This is a genomic window from Algibacillus agarilyticus (assembly GCF_003286125.1).
GTDB classification, from domain to species: Bacteria; Pseudomonadota; Gammaproteobacteria; order Enterobacterales; family Alteromonadaceae; genus Algibacillus; species Algibacillus agarilyticus.
On the sequence record NZ_QMED01000027.1, the window covers coordinates 45,318 to 65,065 of the forward strand.

Genomic DNA, 19,748 nt, shown 5'->3' on the forward strand with positions numbered 1-19,748 from the left:
CTTGAAAAGCTAATTTTATTTTTAAAGCAAATTTGCTGATTTATTAATCAAAAAAATAACAAATTAGCTAATTCGCTTAAATTAGGTGCAAAAGCGCGGCAGATGATACGTTTTTTGCGTCAAAAAATATAGTCGGGTTTAAAAAAAACATGATTTAAGTCAATATAGTGGCTTAAATTATTTAATGAGTTAAAAATTTGAAAACAAAAAATAAGCAACTTGTTTTAATTACGTCATTTTTAGCGCTATTGTTGACTGTTTTTATTTTTTTAAATCTATCTGAAAAACAGGCTGTTACACATTCATCAAGCCAACTTTGTGATTTATCAGTGCAAAATTGCCAACAAACGATAAATAAGACAGCGGCTAGCTATACGATCAAAATAAATCAAAAGCCGATTGAAATTGAAACATTGAATGAAATAGTTATGACTTTTGATGCACCTTTTAATGATGAAATACACGATAAATTACAGATTGAAAGTAAAATAGAAGGCCTTAATATGCAAATGGGGTTTATTCCAGTCAATTTCAAACATGATCAGGTAAAAGGTGTATGGCGAGGCTCGTTTATGTTGGGAGCTTGTATTGAACCCGAAATGACTTGGCTATTGACCATCAACTTAGATTTTTCAATACCGGTATTTGTTCAACAAAATGCCGATACACTGGCTGCTAAAACCGATAGTACAATGCAAGATATGTATCAGCAGCAAACGTATTTATATGTTTTTAAAACAGAGATGTAAAAATAATATATATTTAATGAGAACGTTTTAGTTAATGCATCAAAGGTGCTTTAATTTATCTTAAACAGTGCGAGCCTAAATTCGGAAAATTTAATAATATGAATCAATATAAAATCATTTATTTAGGGACATTTGATACGTCATTAGCGTTTTCAAAACAAGTAAAGCTAATTGCTAAAGTTGCTAATATTGATGAATTAAAAGCCGAAACAGTGTTAACAACGGGTAAAAAATGTATTTTGCGGACGCTAACTGATAAAGCAGAAGCAAGTAAAATGGCAAAATTGTTATTAACCCATGGAATTAAATTAACGGTGAGTCAAGCCCCGTCTGTTAATAAAGAAATAGACTCTCCACCGCCGTCAACAAATACTCAGGTCACTTTATTGCAACAACAAGTTCGTTCATTGCAAAACGAAATTGCAGATGTTAAAGCGCAAATGAATAGTTTAAGTGAATTTGTTGATGAATATGTACATAAAAAAGATTTGGACGTAGCAGATGAAGAAGACGATTTATTAGCGCTAGATGATGATATATACGAACCCAGCCCAGAACTTAACCAAGCTAAATTTGATGAATTAGACTTTGATAATGAACCTAGCGCTTTAGAGAAATATCTCCCTATTATTATCAGCCTAGGTGTTATTGTGATTGGCAGTTTAGTTGCGTGGCAATATTTGCTTAATTAAGTGGATTTTATCAGTTGTCGCTGTAGCTAAAGAGGGGGATTAAAAAGATTAATAATAAAATCTTTTTAATTAAATTAACCTTTTAGGCTCTAATTACATTAAAAATAGTTGAAATTTAACAGGGTTGCCCTTTAAACTGGGGGAATATATAACCATAGAATGTTGATTAAGACGTTGAATATACTAATAATTTTAAAAAAATCTCCAATTAGTCAAATTGCATTATCGTTGTTTAAATCGAAAGTTGATCAAATAACTTGGGTTGAGTCTAGCCTCGATGCGGTTTCATTTCTTAAAACACATCAAGTTGATTTGGTTATATCCGAAGTTGAAATTGGCAGTGTTGATGGTTGGCGGCTAAGTCGATTAATCCGCTCTGGCGTTTTTCCCTCTGGTCCACAAATTCCTATCCTACTCGTTGTCGATAACTATTGTGCACGATTAGCCGAAGCAACCGCACGCCTATTTGATATAAACCGCGTGATCACTTTTCAAGACATTAATCACCTTGACGATATTAGTGCTCAAGTTGTTGGCAATGTAGGAAACTTAAACAACCCTCAAGATTTACTTGTCATAGAAGATACCGAAGACACTGCGCATCTAGTCCAGCGTATGCTTAGGCAAACTTTTAATGTCGATATTGCTTATGACGGCGATTCAGGGATTAATCTATTTAAACAAAAGCATTATGATCTTGTATTACTCGACGTCATGATGCCGGGGTTATCAGGTGAAGAAGTACTGGATGTATTATTAAGCCTCAAACCTAATCAAGTCGTTATTATGATGACTGCGCACGGTACAGTTGATTTAGCTGGGCTGATGATGGAGAAGGGCGCTGCCGATTATATTCAAAAACCTTTTAAAGCTGAACAGTTAAGACGCGTATGTGATATAGCATCTAAACATGAAGATTTTATGGTTAGTAATATGCAATTTGCTGCCCGTTCTGTTGCACTTGAAACTGAGCAGCAAAAATTTCAGTCGTTGTCTCAAACACATTATCGAATCTTAGACAGTTTGAACTCTGTTGTATTAGAATTAAACTATGAAGGCCGGATCAGCTTTTTGAACGACGCTTGGTATCAATTATTTGGCTTTTTAGTCATCGAATCCATTGGCCGTTTGTTTACCGAATTTGTGCATGATTCTGAATCTAACTTTACTGAAACGGTTGAAAAATCGATATTTGATCTTTTACACGGCCATAAGACTAACTATTATGTTGAACTCAAATTAGCCCGACAAGATGGCGCTTCTATTTGGTGTGAACTTAATTTATCGCCCTATTACGATGAAAACGATACATTAATTGGTATTGCGGGTACGATTGATGATATTTCAGTGCGTAAAAAAGCAGAGACTCGATTAAGACATGTCGCGTTACATGATTCATTGACTGGCTTAAATAATCGATACTATTTTGAAAACGAGTTATTAAGCATTGGCCAAGCGGCGGCTAAAAATAAAACTCACCATTGTTTACTTTATTTAGATCTCGACCACTTTAAGGTGATCAATGATTCTCAAGGTCATCATCAAGGCGATTTAGTCTTACAAGAAATAGCCCATATTTTATCTGAAAAATTATTAAAAGATGATTTGCTGTGCCGTATCGGTGGTGATGAGTTTGTTTACTTATTACACCATACACAAGTTGAAGAAGCTGAAGTCTTTGCGCAATCTATTTGTCAGGCGATTGCAGAGTCTAGTTTTCAATTTGATGGAAATGTATATCGAGTTAGCTGCAGTATAGGTATTTCGGTGATAGATGGCCGTGCATTATCTTATGATCAATACTTACAGCAAGCTGATATTGCAATGTTTGCGGCTAAGCATAAAGGGCGAAACTGTGTTCATGTTTACCTCGAATCCGACAAGTTAACCGATGATTTAAAGCAAAGCTTTGACTGGGCGCAAAAATTACAAGCGGCTTTAGTTGAAGATAATATCGTTATACATTTTCAACCTATTATTGATGTTAAAACACGAGAAATAGTTTATTACGAAGCGCTGGTTCGTTTGATGGTCGATAATAAAATTGTTTATCCTGGTGATTTTATTCCTTCTCTTGAAAAAGCAGAAGACATGAATCTTCTCGACCGTCATGTGATTGGTAAAGTGCTTAAAACAATTGCTGAATACGAGTGCATAGCTAAAGTCGCGATTAATTTATCTGCGCAAGCTTTTTCCGATCAAGCCTTATTACCTTTTATAGAAAGCAAATTAGCGTTTTATCATGTTGATCCGAGCCGAGTGATTTTCGAATTAACCGAAACCGATAGTTTAAGTAATTTGACCGGCACACAACGAATGGTTAACCGCTTAAATGAAGTAGGGTGCTCGTTTTCGATTGATGACTTTGGAACAGGCTTTAGTACTTTTGCTTATTTAAAACAAATACCTGCATCGAGCGTTAAAATTGATGGGTCATTTGTAAAAGACATGATGGAAGATCCGACTGATGCCGCATTAGTTAAAGCGATACATGAAACAGCGCAAGCGCTTAATAAAAAAACCGTCGCAGAATTTGTTGAAAATGAAGCTATTTTAATTGCTCTTGATTGCCTTGGCGTGCAATATGCCCAAGGTTATCATATTGGTAAACCGATGCCGGTAGAGGTTATTTTAAATAAACAGTAATTGCCCACAGTCGGGTTAATTATTCATCAATGTTCAATTGTATTAACAAGGAAATAACTTTTCGTTGTTTTCTTGTTCTCTCCATTCCACCTGAAATGACATACATTCGTTGTTCTACTTTTTATATTTATAAAAGGCTAATGGTTTTGTACTTTCATTGAGCTTGTTCTTTACTTGGGTATAGATATAAATGATTGATATTATTGTAATTAATTATTAAAACTAGTATCGCCACTTGCCATATTTAGTGTACTCTGTTGCATAATTGCTTTAAAAATGACGACGAAATGTGGTTCTTATGACGGTAAATACTTCAAGTTTAGTTATTAATGATTACGCCGATCTTATTTTAGAATATTTACGCCAACTTGGTGTTGAATATATTTTTGGTGTGCCTGGCGGTGCTATCGAACCTTTTTTTAATGCATTAGCTCGGTCTGAGCGCAATGGGGGCCCCAGAGTTATTATTGCTCGGCATGAATGTGCGGCCGCTTTTATGGCCGATGGTTATTACCGAGAAACGGGTAAACTCGGTGTTGTATGCTCGACTACTGGGCCGGGTGCAACAAACTTAATAACTGGGGTTGCTTCTGCTTCGGTTGATAGATCAGCCATGTTGGTGATCTCAGCGCAAACGGCATTGCCCAAATTCGGTAAAAAACCGCTTCAAGATTCTAGTGAAACCGCTATTGATACTGTTGGCATATTTAGAAATTGCACAAAATTTAATGCTTTGGTTTCGCATCACGAGCAACTTGAAACCAAACTTATATCGGCGTTAATGGAAGCAATGCAATCGCCTAAAGGCCCTGTACATATCTCTATCCCATCTGATGTTTTACAAGTGCCATACGAAAAGAATAAAGCTAACATTCATGTTAATTATTTAATGAATCGGGCTATTTTAACCGACAAACGTGCGCTTGACACACTTATTGATTTAATTACGGATGTAGATAAAGTTGCTCTGTTCATTGGTCATGGTTGTGAGCGTGCTTATAATCAAATAGAACAATTTGCCGAAGCATTAAATGCGCCTTTTGTTTCGGGCCCTATGGGTAAACGTTGGGTCAATGAACGCCATCCTCTCTACCGAGGTGTTTTAGGTTATGCAGGGCATACCTCTGCACGTGATATATTTGAACACCCTGATGTTGAATTAGTATTTGCTATTGGGGCAACAATTACCGAAATGGGTTTTGGTTGTGTTGACGAAGAGGTCCTCACTGAAAAGCTCATTCATATTGATTCATCCGTTGAGAGCTTTAGTCGTTCTCCTATGGCTAAATTACATGTTTGTGGTGACTTAAATACTATTTTTAACACTCTGCTAGATAAAGTCAACGAAGCTCATAAATGGCGTCGAGTTTGGTATGGGCTTGATATTAAAATAACCAGTAATTCATTAGATAGCTATGTATCGTTAATTAATGAAGAAAAATGTTTTTCAAACGACGTACCTATTAAACCGCAACGCTTAATGGCCTGTTTATCTTCTAGTTTACCTACCCATACACGGGTCTTCATTGATACCGGCAATATTTGGGCTTGGGCAACACACTATTTAATTGGTAGTGCTAATCAAGGTTATTATCGTGTTGCAATGGGTTTTGGTAGTATGGCTTGGTCTATTGGTGCTGCTATAGGCTCAGCTTTTGCTGCTCGTAATGAACCGCACGTGTGTATTGTAGGCGATGGTGCCTGGTTAATGAGTTCACATGAAATTGGCGTGGCTGTGCAACATACTTTACCCATTGTGTTTATTGTTTTAAATGACTCGGCATTTGGCATGATCCGCCATGGTCAAAATCTTAACAATGCGGAGTCGATTGGTTGGCAGTTAAATAAAGTTGATTTTTCGGCTTTAGCCGTTGCGCAAGGAGCAAACGGTATTATTATTGAAACACCTGAACAGCTTGATGAACTCGACATCAATCAATTGTTTACACTTAAAGTACCGACTTTAATTGATGTGCGGATTGATCCTGACGAAGTGCCGCCCATGATGAATAGAGTCAATAATTTACGTAATAATGAGCAAGGTTCAATTACAGGTTATAAATAATTTTTATAGTCTATTAATTGTTAATTAACAGTGGTTTATATTTATATATTTGGCTATATTGTTTTAAGTGATTCTTTACAGAAAAAAATAATAATATAAAGGTCAATAACATGAAATTAAATATTTTATCGGTAGCCTTGCTATCCGCCTTGGCACTTCAAATAAGTGCAAGTGAATATATTGATTCACAAGATGATTATTTTGATGATTTTTATGGAGGCGAAGAATTAATTGAAATTGCGACAGGCACTAAAAAGCAATTTCACTTATTACCCTCTGTTGCAACGGTTATTACCGCCAACGACATTGCAAAAATGGGCGCGCTTAACATTGACGAAGTATTACAACGAGTACCTGGCCTAAATGTTGCCCCTTCAACCGCCGCTCGTTTAACCCCTGTTTATTCTGTTCGCGGTGTGCAAACCGGATTTAACCCACAAATTTTAGTATTACTTGATGGGGTCGAATTTAAACACCCAACCAGCTCATCATTAACCTATGGTTTTCGCTACCCTGTTAATAACATAGAACGTATCGAAGTGATCCGAGGCCCTGGTTCTGCTGTTTATGGTGCTGATGCTTTTAGCGGCGTAATAAATATTATTACTAAAAAAACAAGCAACAATAGCTCAAGAATTGGCTTTACTGCAGGTTCGTTTGGCACAACCGAAGCTTGGGGTAATATACAAGGCTCAATGGGAGATGTTGATATCGGGCTCTCTTTTAGCCAATTTGAAACGGATGGTGATGATGAACGAATTATCGAACATGATCTACAAACTAATTTAGATAATACATTTTCTACCTCGGCGTCACTTGCGCCGACTAAAATGCCTACACAAGCTAAAATTACAAATATTCATTTAAATTTAAATTATGCGGATTGGTCGCTAGAAAATTGGTATTGGAATTTAAGTGATGGTGGTGCTGGAAATGGCGCAACACAAACCATTGATAATATCGGTTCAGATGAAGCTTATATTGCACGCACTAAGTTATCTTATGATGCGCAAATAACGGAAGACTGGAATATCTCAGCTGATGCTTCATATTATCAAACAGAGACTGATAGCTATTTGGTATTATTCCCTAAAGGTGCAAAAGTTGCTATTGGTGATGATGGTAATTTATTTACGCCAAATGATCCCAACGTTGTTGGTGGAGGTGTAGCTCATTTTCCTGACGGTGTCGTTGGCAACCCTATCCCTAAATTAACGGAATACCGAACCAATTTTGTTTCAAAGTATGATGGATATAAAAATCACCATATACGTATAGGTGTCGGCCTTTTGCATAGTGAACTGGTGGCACGTGAGCATAAAAACTTTGGACCTGGTATATTAGATGGTGAAAAATTTAAAGCAGAAGTCAGTGGTCTTTTAACCGATGTAACCGGAACGCCTAATATTTATGTTGGTGATAAATCGCGGGATAGTTATTATCTCTCATTGCAAGATGAGTGGCGTTTAGCCAACGATTGGGAAGTCACGTTTGGTTTACGTTATGATGATTATTCTGATATTGGCAGCACGTTCAACCCTCGTGGTGCTATCGTTTGGCAAGCTCATCATAATTTAACCTTAAAATTATTGCACGGGAGTGCATTTAGAGCGCCGAGTTTTTCTGAGTTATTTATTACGAATAACCCGTCTGCATTAGGTAATCCTGATATTGAACCCGAAAAAATAAGCACATCCGAACTCGTTATTGATTATCGCCCAACAACTGACAGTATGATTGCTATCAATTTTTATCAATACAGCGCGAAAGATCTAATTATTAAAGTTCAAGATCCTGAACCTGCAACTAGCACAACATCGCAAAATGCGAGTTCACAAGATGGTTATGGATTTGAAGTAGAAGGTCGGTATCAATTTAGTGATGATGTGAGCTGGAATGGGAGCTTTTCATATCAACATTCAGAAGATGGCATCACAGGGCTTGAGGTCGCTAACTCACCGAGTATACTGTTATATAACGCATTAAGTTATGATGTAAACAGTGAACTGACCTTAGCTACACAAATTAATTCAGTGATGGATCAACAACGTGCTATAACCGATAGTCGTGAAAATATAAAAAATTTCACATTAGTTAATTTAACCGCATTGTATAAAATCAATACTAACTTACAAATTAAAGCATCCGTTAAAAATCTATTTGATGAGCAATATGTAGTTGCGACAGACGGACGTATACCTAACGATATCCCGATGGAAGGTCGTAGTTTATATGGTTTTGTTGAGTTTGCATTTTGATTAATTAATTTCACTTTAAACTAAACTTAATCCACACATCATTAAATTTTATAAAGGTGCATGACCTTGTCTGCGAATAAAGAAGCGCTTGGGTTTGCTAAAACATTAGCGACCCAAATCTGTGATGAAACACCGACTAAAGATAACCCTTTTTTGGCTGAAGAACGCCATATTTCAGGCTATAATATTTTTGATATTAGTCAAAAGCTTGATTACATCGAAACAATATTTTTATTATTCAAGCTTGAGTTACCCAGCTCACAACAAAAAGTATTGTTGAATACTTTGTTTAACTTTTTAAGTAATTTAGGTCCTCGCCATCCCGCTATTAGAGCGGCAATGACAGCCGGTGTTAGTAAAGCAAACGTTGAACATTTATTGCCTATCGGGCTAATGACACTGGGTGGTGAAAATGGCGGTGCCAATGAAGTTGAGCGGGCATATCGTTTTATAGAAAAAATAAATCAAACATCTCTCAGTGAATTAGATGATCTTAGTTCTCGTTCAGCATTAAATAATAAAACCCCAGGTTTTGGTACTCGATTCGCACAAGTTGATCCAATTGCCCAGCGTTTTGCTGAGCAATTATTATCATTAACACCTGATACTGAGTGTTTAAAAAAATGCCAAGTTTGGCTTGAACAAATAAACAGCTCAAATAACCAGCCTAAAATTGGTTGGTTAGAATCAGGTATTGCCGCTGCCGTGTTTTATGAGCTAAGAGTTGGCGCCCGCGAAGCCGCGGGATTATTCCAACTGGCTTGTGCGCCCGGCATATTAGCGCACGGTGTTGAACAAACGCATAAACCGATCACGGCTATGCCATTGCTAGAAGACAACCAATATGAATTGCGAAAATAAATCAGTCCCTCAACGTTCAGAGCCTACATCTGAACTAGCATCAGAGCAAACAGCTCTAAATCAAGCATCCGATCACAATCCACAAGCTTATTGGCTGCAACGATATAATAAAATATCGACCACCATCGGCAAGTGGATTGGTGGTGAAGAAATAACTATTCGTGAGCATAAATTGCTAGGTGAGCTATTTAACAACGTATCGTACATGCAACTACATGCATTAAACGTAACTGGGCGCATGATTTCACCCCAGCTAGGCAAATGGCTTGAAAATAACTTTATGGTGATGAGTTATCCGGATGCGCGTATATGGTGTAATAACATAGGTGCGTTAACCGGCGATATGTCGACGAGCCCAGTAGCGGGAACGGTTGCCGGTGTATTGGCATCTGATTCACGTGTTTACGGCGGAAACCACACCGCCAAGCTAGCCATGACGTTTTTACAACAAGCATTGGTTGAATACAAACAAGGTAAAAGCATTGCTGATATTGTTAATAGTGTGGCTAAAAAGCAAGGTAAACCCGCATTAATGGGATTTGCCAGACCCATTAACCGAACTGACGAAAGAATAGAACCGCATCGAAAAATGAGTGCTGAATTAGGATTTGAAGTGGGGGAGTATATGCAACTAGCAAACCAGCTCGATGCTTATGTAACTCAACATTATCAGTTAGGCATTAATATTGGTGGTTACACATCTGCATTTTTACTTGATCAAGGTTTTAGTGCAGATGAAGTTTATGCATTAAAAGCGCTATGCGTAAATAGCGGCGTTACGGCTTGTTATGTCGATTATAAAGCGCAACCGAAAGACTCTTTTTTACCGTTAAAATGCGCGGATATTCATTACCAAGGTAAAGCCCCGCGCTCATTATAATTTCTTAATCAACCAAGACGTTAGTTTTATTCTGACGGTTGAACTTGTAAACGGTGCACTAGGTCGCTCAACAGTATCAACTCCGTGTTTTATACGCCCATACCAATGACTCAACTCATCTAAAGTAACCGATGAATATTCACAAGTGTGCTCGCCTCTATAGAATTCAAATGAACCAAAGTTCGGGTCAATCAAGGTTAATTTAGGTGAGGCGTTTAATATATCGGTCACCCGTTGTGCCAATACTAAATTACTGAGGTGATCGGTATCTTCATCTAAAAAGGCTAACAGCTCATCTCCCGCTTGATTTGCCGTTTCTACATGCCATGCATGGCGATTAAGCGAAATAAAACGATGATTTTCAATAGCTTCACCTTGGCGAGTTAATTGAGTCATGGCACTGGCTACACCCACACCAAAAGTTAAAATAACAGGGTGGGGTTCGTGGTCGTCTATTAATGCATACCAAGGGTTGCCCATGTTAGTGGGTGGTGGATAATCTAACGGTTTTTTTTGTTCGAGCAAGCGTTTAAATAAGGCCGACTTTAGTAAATCATTTTTACCGTAAACCGGTACAACCCGTGCGACTTTAGTTGGCTTTTTATTTTGCAGCTCAACAAAGTTTTGCGCAATAATTTGGCTATACGCTTTTAATGCAGTGTTAACAAGATCACGCTGCTGTGCATTCAGCATCATTTTCATCTCATTAAATTCTTGATTAGATAACTTGATATGCGGTAACTCAATCACATTTTGATCTGGCATATTAATACTTCTTTTAATTATTCATTAAGCTGAATGATATAGCCAAAGTTTATTGGCTATATACCAATCAAGTCTTCTCTTTATTAAGCATACAAAACACTTGAAAATATACAAGCGAACTCATTGATATTTCTATTTAAAAGTAATGTTAAGCAAGCTGCCAGTTAATACCGTGTTTCTTCCAATTAAACCAGCTCAACGTTAACAACAAGATGGCACTCACAACGATGGCAAACATAATTGAAACCGACAAATCAATCACATCAAAATAGTACATCAGCGTATAAATATTAATAGCAATGAAAAAAACGATGGGTAAAAGCATCATTATTTTTTTATGCATTAAATTATAACTTAGTCCTAACAGCAGCAGGCTCGTTACATAACAGAACACAACTAGGTATATACTTAAAAGCTGGGCTAAAAAATAGACATTCATTCTGCCCAATAAACTGAAAAAGATCACAACAAACACAGTAGAAAATACAATGCAGGTGGCTTGCTGCTTTAAATAGGTTTTAAAGAGTGATGCCGAGAAATCATCATCATTTTTAAACAATGGCGTTAAGCGCAATTTAGCTAAATATAATCGGTTGAGCCTATAGTGCGTTAAAAAATTAATGAAGCTTAATAGCATTAATGACCCACTGAATCCGACTAAAGCAAACACGGTTACATCAGTCAACGAGACTAAAAATAAATCGATGCTTGCCAATGCATACGAGACTAAAAACACCCCTAAAATAATACTCATACTTAACCAAGTTAAAAAAGGCGGGTGACCATTCGCAATAATAAGTAACTGTTGTTTATTGAGTTGTTTTTGAGTGGCCAACAGCTTTCTTAACCCAATATAAGGTTTATCGGTCGGCATCGAAAAATTGATAAACGTAAACCTTTTTTTAGTTTTTTCTTGCGCGTCAGCTTGGTTGTTAGCGCGACTATTATTTAAGCTAACCGGTTTAAATTTATTACCACTAAAGCCCGATTTTATTTGTGCTAACTTATCTGCACTCAGTTTAAAATTATCTAATCGCCAAATCATGATACCAAGTGCTAAAAGTGAAAAAGGTATTGTTAACGGTAAGGCAAGCGCCACGAGTGCTATCACCTGATTAAATGACTCCGTTAAATTAAATTCAGTTACTATGTAAGAAAACGCACCATTTAAAATAAACACACCCACAAACAACCAAAAAAGAGGGGTGAAAATATAGCATAAGCCTATTACCAATATGATCAGTAATTGACCAGCCAGCACGTTGCTAAACAAATCAAAATTAGGCATAAAAGCTAAACTGGGTAATAAACTAAGCGCAATAGTGACAACAACGGCTTGTTTCGTTTTGGCAAAAAACTGAGGCGTTAAATGGGCATGCGCACTGTGGATCAAAGTAATTAAACGCCAGCTCATATTTAGATAAAAAGCGAATGTAAAACCTAAAATTAAAAATGAAAAGCCAATCAACGGCTTTACGTGATTTTCGTCAGCTAATAACCTAAAAGCAACCAATGCTATCAAACCAAACGCGATCATGTAGCGTAAAAAATGACTTTTCGTTAATACATTAATGAGGTTCATGCGGTTTCCTCCAAAAAGATATCTTCTAGGCTCAACGTTGATTGCTCTTTTAAGGTATCTAACGCTTCAAATCGACGTATTTTACCTTGATGTAATATCGCCACTTTGTTCGCTACACGTTCAAGATCTGACGTAATGTGAGTCGAAAATATGATGGTTTTATGCTCATCAGTAGCAATGTTAACCAGCTCTTTTAAAAACTCACGACGGCCAGCAGGGTCAAGTGCTGCCGCGGGTTCATCAAATATAATTAAATCTGGTTCCGGCGCTAAAGCTAAGATAATTTGAACGCGTTGACCTTGGCCAACAGACAACTCAGAAGTGAGTTTAGCTGTATCTATTTGCCAGCGGTTCAGCAATTCATCGACTTTTTTAGTATTCCAATGGCGATAAAATTGTTTTTTAAACGAAATCAATTCTTTTACGCTTAACCAAGGTAATTCATCATTAATTTGTGCCACATAGCCAATGCGTGCTTTTAAAGCCGACGTCATGTTTTTATTGTCCGTGTCAAATAGCGTAACCGTTCCGCTATCGGCCGGATGCACATTTAAAATTGCGTTTAATAACGTAGATTTACCTGCGCCATTTTTACCTAACAGCCCAATAACATCGCCTTGGCATATAGTCCAATCTAAATTATCTAAAACAAGCGTGTTTTTATATTTTTTAGTGAGTTTTTCTACCTTAATGCATATGCTCATACTATCGACTTCCTTTGTTTAAATTGCCATTGTTGTTCTGGGTTAGGGCGGTGCTTTCTTGTGACTTATCTCGCTTTATATCGGTGTGTAGCTGCGTTAATTTGTTGTTAAATAATCGGGCTAATTCATCTCGCGTTATACCCATTTGGTTTGCTTCAATAATGACTTTTTCAACAGACTGGCTGATCACATTTAAAATATCACTCTGTATTTTAACCGTGTCACGAGCCGCTACTTTCATGCCTTTTCCGCGTTGTCGTGTTAGCAAACCACGCTCTTCTAGCAAGCTATACGCCTTAGAAATTGTCATCGGGTTGACTTCAAGTTCAACGGCTAATTGCCTAACTGAAGGCACAAATGCGTTAGCAGCCAAATGGTTATTTAAGATCATCCGCTCTAACTGCTCACATATTTGCTTGTAAATAGGTAAGCCTGAACTGGGGTTAATATTAAAACTAATCATAAGCTTCCTTAATAACGGTGTATTACTATACTAATACACTGATCGGTTTTTAAGCAAGTTAAATATTTAAATAGACATAAGCTAGTTGTGATTAACTCTGTTAAAATCCTCACAACTTTTTTGTGAGGAACTCATTTTGACCACGTTTGATGTAATTATTATTGGTGCAGGTGCCGCAGGGCTTATGTGTGCGGCAACCGCAGGTTATCGCGGTAAAAGCGTATTAGTACTCGATATGGGCAAAAAGCCAGGCCGAAAAATACTCATTAGTGGCGGGGGGCGTTGTAATTTTACTAATGAAAATGCCAGCCCCGAAAACTATATTTGTCAAAATCCTCACTTTGTAAAATCAGCATTAAGCCGATATACCCAACATGATTTTATCGATTTAGTAGACAGGCATGGCTTGCAATATCATCACAAAACATTAGGCCAATTATTTTGTGATAACAGTGCCCAAGATATTGTTGATATATTATTAACCGAATGCGAATGGGCAGGGGTCACGATAAATTTAAGAAGTGAAGTTAATCAAATCCAACGCACAACGTTAAATGAGGGTACAGCAGCATATCAACTGAGTAGCACCAGTGGAGATTTCCAATGCAAATCACTGGTTGTTGCCAGTGGTGGATTAACCATGCCCAAGTTAGGCGCTTCACCCATAGGGTATAAAATTGCTGAACAGTTTGGTTTAGATTTATTACCCACAACCGCCGCTTTAGTCCCTTTCACCTTGCATGATCACGACAAAAAACGATTTGACGGGTTGTCGGGCATTAGCATTGACTGTTTGGTAACCGCAGAGAATGGCACCGATTTTAGAGAAAATATACTTTTCACACATCGGGGATTATCTGGGCCCGCGATCTTACAAATTTCGTCGTACTGGCAAGCGGGGCAATCGGTTACGATTAACTTATTACCTGAATTAAACTTGGCTGACCAGCTTGAAGCATGGCGTAAACAAACCCCACAAAAAGCGCTTAAAACCTGTTTGAGTTCAATATTGCCAAAACGTTTTATTGAGCAATTAACCCAAGAGCAAAGCATTCCAGACAAAGCCATAAACCAGTTAACCCATACCGAGATCAAACAAATCGCTGACTACTTTCATCAATGGAAAATTAAACCCAATGGCACAGAAGGATACCGCACAGCCGAGGTCACATTAGGTGGTGTTAATACAGATGAACTCAGCTCCAAAACTTTTGAAGCTAAAAAAGCCAACGGTTTGTATTTTATTGGTGAGGTTATTGATGTAACAGGTTGGCTAGGCGGCTACAATTTTCAATTTGCGTGGAGTAGTGGTGTGGCGTGCGGACAAGCGGTTTAGTTTGTTGCTAAAAATTCACTAATAATAACAAGAGCCATAAAAATTTTAATGTTTGTCTCATTAAATAAATGCGGGTTTAGCGTTTTTGATCAGATTAAATAAAATGGATATTGTGGTCGAAACTGTTGGTTTTCGATGACTGTCCTGCACAAGGTTGTGCTCAACGTAAATCATTGGGTACGCTCGCTTTTATTGAATTTTTTCAGAAATATTGACTAAATTATGCTGCTTAATAAAACGGATTTCATTTTAATGTTAGATGTAAACTTCATCATTCAGCGTGCTCAACTGATTAAAAGTGAAGAAATATGCAAGTAAAGCAAACCAAATTGATCCTGAGAACAGCATTGTTGCTCAGCACGGTTGTCTCGTTATTTTATGTGCCTTGGATTCTAGTTAAAGCGTGGGTTTTACCTCTCCCTCACAACGTGCAAGAGCAAGTAAATGAAGCCATAAACCATGGGTTTGATGGCATGATTGTTTATGTCGATCAAGCAGGGCAAGATCCCGCTTTTTATACCGGTGGTTATAAAAATCGTGAAAATAAAATACCCGCTGAGCCACATGCATTGTTCAAAATAGCAAGTATTAGTAAGTTATACGACGCTGTTTCGATAAGTAAACTCGTTCATGCTAAGCGAATGTCATTAGATAGCCTCTTGTCTGAGTATTTTCCCGAGCTGGTTGGGCGAATTGAAAACGCGAATCAAATTACAGTAAAAATGATGGTACAACATCGCAGTGGTATTCCTAACTTCACGAACAACGCTGCGTTTTGGCGTGATTCAGCAGAAAGTCAGAAGAATGCTTTAGAATATGCACTTGATTTACCTGCTAGCTTCAAACCTGATCAAGGTTATGAATACTCAAATACTAATTATTTATTATTGAGACGGATCATTGAAAAAGTCGTAGGTTACAGTCATCAACAATTTATTAAAGAACAAATACTCATCCCTCTAAATTTAACCAATACATTTAGCTCTCTCTCAGAGGTTAATTTGGATGATGTCATGAGTGGTTACTATGTCGGTATTGAAGAAGATTTAAAAGCTACTGAATATGGCATGCTGGCAACGGCTGAAGATGTGGGGATTTTCATACGCGCCCTAAATGATGGTTCGGTATTTAACGGCAGCGAACAAGCTATATATGCGTCTATTTATGTATTTGAGCATGGTGGGTTGGTGCCTGGTTACCAAAGCCTTGCTGAGTACCATGAAGATATAGACACTGTTGTTGTCCAGTTTATTAACACGACTGACTTTACGGGGTACGAATGGAACTTATCCGAAATTGTGATAAACCGTATTGTTAAAATATTAAAAAAAGAGAGTAGCTTGAACAAAGTAGTTGAGTAATCAAAACCCAGCGGCCACTGACTTGCACCTTATTTATTTTTCACTTAGTGTGTACTTTGAAGACTAATCTATAAAATATTGATGACTGTCCTGCACGATTTGAATTGAAGTTAAAACAAATATTTCCCCTTTGATTCGAAGTCAAGTGAATTTTGACTAAGCAACTGTAATGTTTGGTTTTTCCCAAGTTATTAGTGGGCCAAAGGGATTATCTCCAAATAAACCATATGATGTAAAATTGTTTCGTGTCAACTTGGAATCCACTATAAAATGAATCATGCAATAGTAGCTTTAAATCGTTTAGATGAAGAAAAATTTGAAAGAGTTTTTGAACATAAGGTTGTGAATGATTCAAAAACTAAGGCGATATTATATAAGCAGAACAATGGGAATTTTAACATTTACGCTCTTTTAGCGATTAAACATAAGAAAGTTATAGCAAGTACAGTCGCTTTATCTCTTGTTGAACTTGAACAGTTTAAAATTAACTTCGAAGGGTGGATTTCAAAAAAATATGGCTTTGACGTTGAAGACAAATATAAAGAGTATAACTCTCACATTGTATTTATGGATGCTAGAAATGATCTAGTATTAGAAGAGCTTAGTGAAGAACAAGATAGGGTATTACTTTGGTTGGACGAAAAGATTCAATTACTATTGAATAGCAGTTATTTGAATACTGTTTACGATAATATCTTACATTTTAAATTTACTGATTTTCCAACTTATTCACTGTCGCTAGATTTATTGGTTTGTTCGGCCGTTTTATTAAGTATTAAAGGATTGAATATTGAACTTTCCACAGATGAGTTACTGGTTCTCTATAATAAAATTAAAAAAGAATCAAATTCTGGTCGAGTAGGAATGAGTAAATCATTAATGCTTTTAGAATTTGCTAACACCAAATATTCAAACAAAAATATTGATTTTATTTCTTCTGTTTTTCTCTAAGGTGAGAAAAACTATCGGGAAACTATTGGGGACAGGCTCAAAATATTGATGACTGTCCTGCACGATTTGCAACCCGTAAGACGGTTTACGAGGCTCGAGTGTAAGCCGCCATAATGAACACTAAACGGTATGGCGGGTCAAATGCACTGATGTAGGGTGGTTTAACGAGGTACGAGTGTAAGCCACCTTTTTCATAAAACAATATTGAATTAACCGCTTGGTTTATTGAATTTGAAAGTTACAAAAACCTTTGTCGGGTTTGTGCGGATACTATGAAACCCGGCTTACGCGCCAACGGCGCTAAACCGGTCTACAAATATAAAAAGCTCTTTGCTAACTTTGCAATTGGCGGTTGTGGTGACAACTAGCAAGAGACGGTTGATTTGCTAAGAGATCATAAACAAAAAATTGATTACACTGTAGTCAAACAAAAGTTTGGTCATGACAATCGCCACGTGAGTTCTGAGTTAGAATATACCCGTTATACACAAGAGAATTTAGAGTTTTAATTATGCAACACTTTAGAGAGAGTCACCCAAACAAAGACTGGATTGTTGAATGCAATTCAGGAAGAATTGAAAGAGTGTTTTCAAAAGAATCTTTAAGGCAAAGGTATCCTAAGGAATTACCTGGAAGAGTCTTTTCCGATGGCTCAGATTTCTTTGAAGTTGCAGCCGCAGCTTGGGTAGCAGAAAAACCAAAAGACGTGATTTTAGATTGGTTAACACAGGCGCATACGGCTAAACAGGCTCACTTTTATTTAGTACTTAATCCAGGTGAAGAATTTAATTTTGTCATTCGCGATATACCCGTTAAAGCCGTAGGGCAAAAACGCTTATCTTATAGTGGTGTTCATTGTTGGGAAGAGGCTTTTTACCTAGCACTCATTCTTGATGATGAGGCCGCTTTCAATAACCTGCGCCAATATCAATCACAGGATTTTTTAGACCCGCGCGCTGAAGATTTAGCAATAGGGCACGCATTTAGTGAATTCGCCAAAGGGCTATTTAACCCTGATGCTAATATCAATGCATTAGTGCAAGAGATAGCAACCCTGTCGGACCCTAAGTACATTCCACCGCGCCGCCAAGGTTTTATTTACTCAGTTTGGCTGCCTTTTGTTGATGTGATGCTGGCGGTCTTAGCAAAAAATGAAGCTAAATTCCAAACGCGCATGGATAAAGCTTTAAATGCTCACCATCAATTTTTTAGTGATAAAACAAAATGCGATGGCGCACTGGGGTGGCTGTCAATGCCCATGACAGCCGCCGCTTGTTTGGCTTACAGCCAACATGGTTTTATACAAAACCAAACCAATCCATACGTACCAAGCTGGTTAGTTAAGTAGGTTGGACTGAAGCATGAAGCCCAACACTCTCTGCCTGTAACCAGCAACCCGTAAGGCGGTTTAACAAGGTACGTGTGTAAGCCGCTATAATGAACGCTAAATGCAGGTGCCTATTTTTACCTTTACGTGGCTTTCTCAGGTACATAACCTTTGTTGGGTTTATGCGGATATCGTATCACCCGGCTTACGCGCCAACGGCGCTAAACCGGTCTACGTCGTTTAAATTGAATAAATTTATCGCAGTATGACGGGTTAAATGGATTTTGTAGGGTGGTTTAGCGAAGCATGAGCGTAAGCCACCATTTTAATACACACCCTCCTTACACAATTTAATACATACTTTAATAAACAACGTTTGACCCTCTCGTGCCATTTTGTTCCACAGTCAAGGGTTTACTTTTTGATTCATTTTGCATGATATTTTGTTTATGTGTTTGTAGTAATGATTTAAACCAATAACCGCTTTGTTTTATTGTGCGTTGTTGGGTTTGATGATCGACATAAACCAAACCAAAACGTTTTTTGAACCCTTCATGCCATTCAAAATTATCTAATAATGACCAAGCAAAATACCCTGCACAATTTGAACCGGCTTTAATGGCTCGCGACACTTGATGCAGGTAGGCATTAAAAAATTCAACGCGTTTAATATCATCAACCTGATCATTAACAATATGATCAGTAAAGGCTGCGCCGTTTTCGGTGATAAATACTTTAGGGTTGTTATATTCGTCTTTAAGCAACATTAATAATTCGTATAAGCCTTCTGGGTAAACCTCCCAGCCCATGCTGGTATATTGCACGTTGTTGAGTTCATATTCTTTTTCGGGCGCTTTGGCCTGATATTCGGGCCAAAATTTATGCCCGATAAACCAAGGTGAGTATTTAACGCGATCACGTGAGTAATTATTAATTCCGATAAAGTCAATTGGGCTATTAATGATGTTCATATCGTTAGCTTCAATGGCCGGAAAAAACATTTTAATGCGATCTAGATGAGCTTGCGGGTAATAACCGCGCAAAATAGGGTCCAGAATCATGCGTCGCATGGTTAAATCAGCAAATTCAACTGCTTGATGGTCATATG

At 37.5% G+C, this 19,748-nt stretch carries 16 protein-coding genes; 11 read left to right on the forward strand and 5 right to left on the reverse strand.

Going from position 1 to position 19,748, the window contains the following annotated elements; all coding sequences use genetic code 11:
* Nucleotides 1–197: 197 nt before the first annotated feature.
* The 7 genes from DPX34_RS17130 to DPX34_RS17160 all read left to right on the forward strand — a co-directional run bounded on the left by DPX34_RS17130 (nucleotide 198) and on the right by DPX34_RS17160 (nucleotide 10,151).
* Complete coding sequence (locus DPX34_RS17130) at nucleotides 198–749, forward strand: hypothetical protein (protein ID WP_111979674.1); 552 nt, start codon at nucleotides 198–200, stop codon at nucleotides 747–749.
* Between the two features lie 98 nt (nucleotides 750–847).
* The gene (locus tag DPX34_RS17135) at nucleotides 848–1,441 is read left to right on the forward strand and encodes a DUF5320 domain-containing protein (RefSeq protein ID WP_111979675.1); all 594 of its coding nucleotides are present in this window, start codon (nucleotides 848–850) and stop codon (nucleotides 1,439–1,441) included.
* 228 nt (nucleotides 1,442–1,669) lie between these two features.
* A complete protein-coding gene (locus tag DPX34_RS17140) occupies nucleotides 1,670–4,087 on the forward strand; it encodes an EAL domain-containing protein (protein ID WP_198673741.1) in 2,418 nt (805 codons plus the stop codon).
* 298 nt (nucleotides 4,088–4,385) lie between these two features.
* Nucleotides 4,386–6,152, forward strand: coding sequence for a thiamine pyrophosphate-binding protein (locus DPX34_RS17145; RefSeq protein WP_111979677.1), 1,767 nt, complete (start codon nucleotides 4,386–4,388; stop codon nucleotides 6,150–6,152).
* Between the two features lie 110 nt (nucleotides 6,153–6,262).
* Nucleotides 6,263–8,410 carry a TonB-dependent receptor plug domain-containing protein gene (locus tag DPX34_RS17150; RefSeq protein WP_111979678.1) on the forward strand — a complete coding sequence of 716 codons (2,148 nt, stop codon included), beginning with the start codon at nucleotides 6,263–6,265 and terminating at the stop codon, nucleotides 8,408–8,410.
* A 66-nt stretch (nucleotides 8,411–8,476) separates the two neighbouring features.
* Nucleotides 8,477–9,271 carry a citrate synthase family protein gene (locus tag DPX34_RS17155; RefSeq protein WP_157964774.1) on the forward strand — a complete coding sequence of 265 codons (795 nt, stop codon included), beginning with the start codon at nucleotides 8,477–8,479 and terminating at the stop codon, nucleotides 9,269–9,271.
* Entirely contained in the window at nucleotides 9,255–10,151 is an 897-nt protein-coding gene (locus DPX34_RS17160; protein WP_111979680.1) for a citrate synthase family protein, read from the forward strand. The genes DPX34_RS17155 and DPX34_RS17160 overlap by 17 nt, the downstream gene beginning before the upstream one ends.
* Here the strand turns inward: DPX34_RS17160 and DPX34_RS17165 are convergent.
* From DPX34_RS17165 to DPX34_RS17180, 4 genes are all read right to left on the reverse strand, one after another.
* The gene (locus DPX34_RS17165) at nucleotides 10,146–10,916 is read right to left on the reverse strand and encodes a hypothetical protein (RefSeq protein ID WP_111979681.1); all 771 of its coding nucleotides are present in this window, start codon (nucleotides 10,914–10,916) and stop codon (nucleotides 10,146–10,148) included. The two genes, DPX34_RS17160 and DPX34_RS17165, sit on opposite strands and share 6 nt — an antisense overlap.
* Nucleotides 10,917–11,064: 148 nt before the next feature.
* On the reverse strand, nucleotides 11,065–12,498 hold the full coding sequence (locus DPX34_RS17170) for a hypothetical protein (RefSeq protein WP_111979682.1): 1,434 nt from the start codon (nucleotides 12,496–12,498) through the stop codon (nucleotides 11,065–11,067).
* On the reverse strand, nucleotides 12,495–13,202 hold the full coding sequence (locus DPX34_RS17175) for an ABC transporter ATP-binding protein (RefSeq protein WP_111979683.1): 708 nt from the start codon (nucleotides 13,200–13,202) through the stop codon (nucleotides 12,495–12,497). The genes DPX34_RS17170 and DPX34_RS17175 overlap by 4 nt, the downstream gene beginning before the upstream one ends.
* A 1-nt stretch (nucleotide 13,203) precedes the next feature.
* Nucleotides 13,204–13,665, reverse strand: coding sequence for a GntR family transcriptional regulator (locus DPX34_RS17180; RefSeq protein ID WP_111979684.1), 462 nt, complete (start codon nucleotides 13,663–13,665; stop codon nucleotides 13,204–13,206).
* Nucleotides 13,666–13,801: 136 nt separating this feature from the next.
* On the opposite strand from DPX34_RS17180, the gene DPX34_RS17185 reads away from it, so the two are divergent.
* The 4 genes from DPX34_RS17185 (at nucleotide 13,802) to DPX34_RS17200 (ending at nucleotide 18,661) form a co-directional block, all read left to right on the forward strand.
* The gene (locus tag DPX34_RS17185; protein ID WP_111979685.1) at nucleotides 13,802–15,001 is read left to right on the forward strand and encodes a BaiN/RdsA family NAD(P)/FAD-dependent oxidoreductase; all 1,200 of its coding nucleotides are present in this window, start codon (nucleotides 13,802–13,804) and stop codon (nucleotides 14,999–15,001) included.
* 308 nt (nucleotides 15,002–15,309) lie between these two features.
* Complete coding sequence (locus DPX34_RS17190; RefSeq protein WP_111979686.1) at nucleotides 15,310–16,362, forward strand: serine hydrolase domain-containing protein; 1,053 nt, start codon at nucleotides 15,310–15,312, stop codon at nucleotides 16,360–16,362.
* A gap of 270 nt (nucleotides 16,363–16,632) precedes the next feature.
* A complete protein-coding gene (locus DPX34_RS17195; RefSeq protein ID WP_111979687.1) occupies nucleotides 16,633–17,313 on the forward strand; it encodes a hypothetical protein in 681 nt (226 codons plus the stop codon).
* A gap of 511 nt (nucleotides 17,314–17,824) precedes the next feature.
* Nucleotides 17,825–18,661, forward strand: coding sequence for an Imm49 family immunity protein (locus DPX34_RS17200; RefSeq protein ID WP_111979688.1), 837 nt, complete (start codon nucleotides 17,825–17,827; stop codon nucleotides 18,659–18,661).
* 341 nt (nucleotides 18,662–19,002) lie between these two features.
* On the opposite strand, the gene DPX34_RS17205 is transcribed toward DPX34_RS17200, so the two are convergent.
* On the reverse strand, nucleotides 19,003–19,748 hold a 746-nt coding region (locus DPX34_RS17205), incomplete at its 5' end, for a glycoside hydrolase family 1 protein (RefSeq protein ID WP_157964775.1).

Bases quoted from the DNA above. Each gene is read 5' to 3' on its own strand.
- DPX34_RS17135 (WP_111979675.1), top strand. From the start codon at position 848: ATGAATCAATATAAAATCATTTATTTAGGGACATTTGATACGTCATTA.
- DPX34_RS17145 (WP_111979677.1), top strand. From the start codon at position 4,386: ATGACGGTAAATACTTCAAGTTTAGTTATTAATGATTACGCCGATCTT.
- DPX34_RS17150 (WP_111979678.1), top strand. From the start codon at position 6,263: ATGAAATTAAATATTTTATCGGTAGCCTTGCTATCCGCCTTGGCACTT.
- DPX34_RS17160 (WP_111979680.1), top strand. From the start codon at position 9,255: ATGAATTGCGAAAATAAATCAGTCCCTCAACGTTCAGAGCCTACATCT.
- DPX34_RS17165 (WP_111979681.1), bottom strand. From the start codon at position 10,916: ATGCCAGATCAAAATGTGATTGAGTTACCGCATATCAAGTTATCTAAT.
- DPX34_RS17170 (WP_111979682.1), bottom strand. From the start codon at position 12,498: ATGAACCTCATTAATGTATTAACGAAAAGTCATTTTTTACGCTACATG.
- DPX34_RS17175 (WP_111979683.1), bottom strand. From the start codon at position 13,202: ATGAGCATATGCATTAAGGTAGAAAAACTCACTAAAAAATATAAAAAC.
- DPX34_RS17180 (WP_111979684.1), bottom strand. From the start codon at position 13,665: ATGATTAGTTTTAATATTAACCCCAGTTCAGGCTTACCTATTTACAAG.
- DPX34_RS17190 (WP_111979686.1), top strand. From the start codon at position 15,310: ATGCAAGTAAAGCAAACCAAATTGATCCTGAGAACAGCATTGTTGCTC.
- DPX34_RS17195 (WP_111979687.1), top strand. From the start codon at position 16,633: ATGAATCATGCAATAGTAGCTTTAAATCGTTTAGATGAAGAAAAATTT.
- DPX34_RS17200 (WP_111979688.1), top strand. From the start codon at position 17,825: ATGCAACACTTTAGAGAGAGTCACCCAAACAAAGACTGGATTGTTGAA.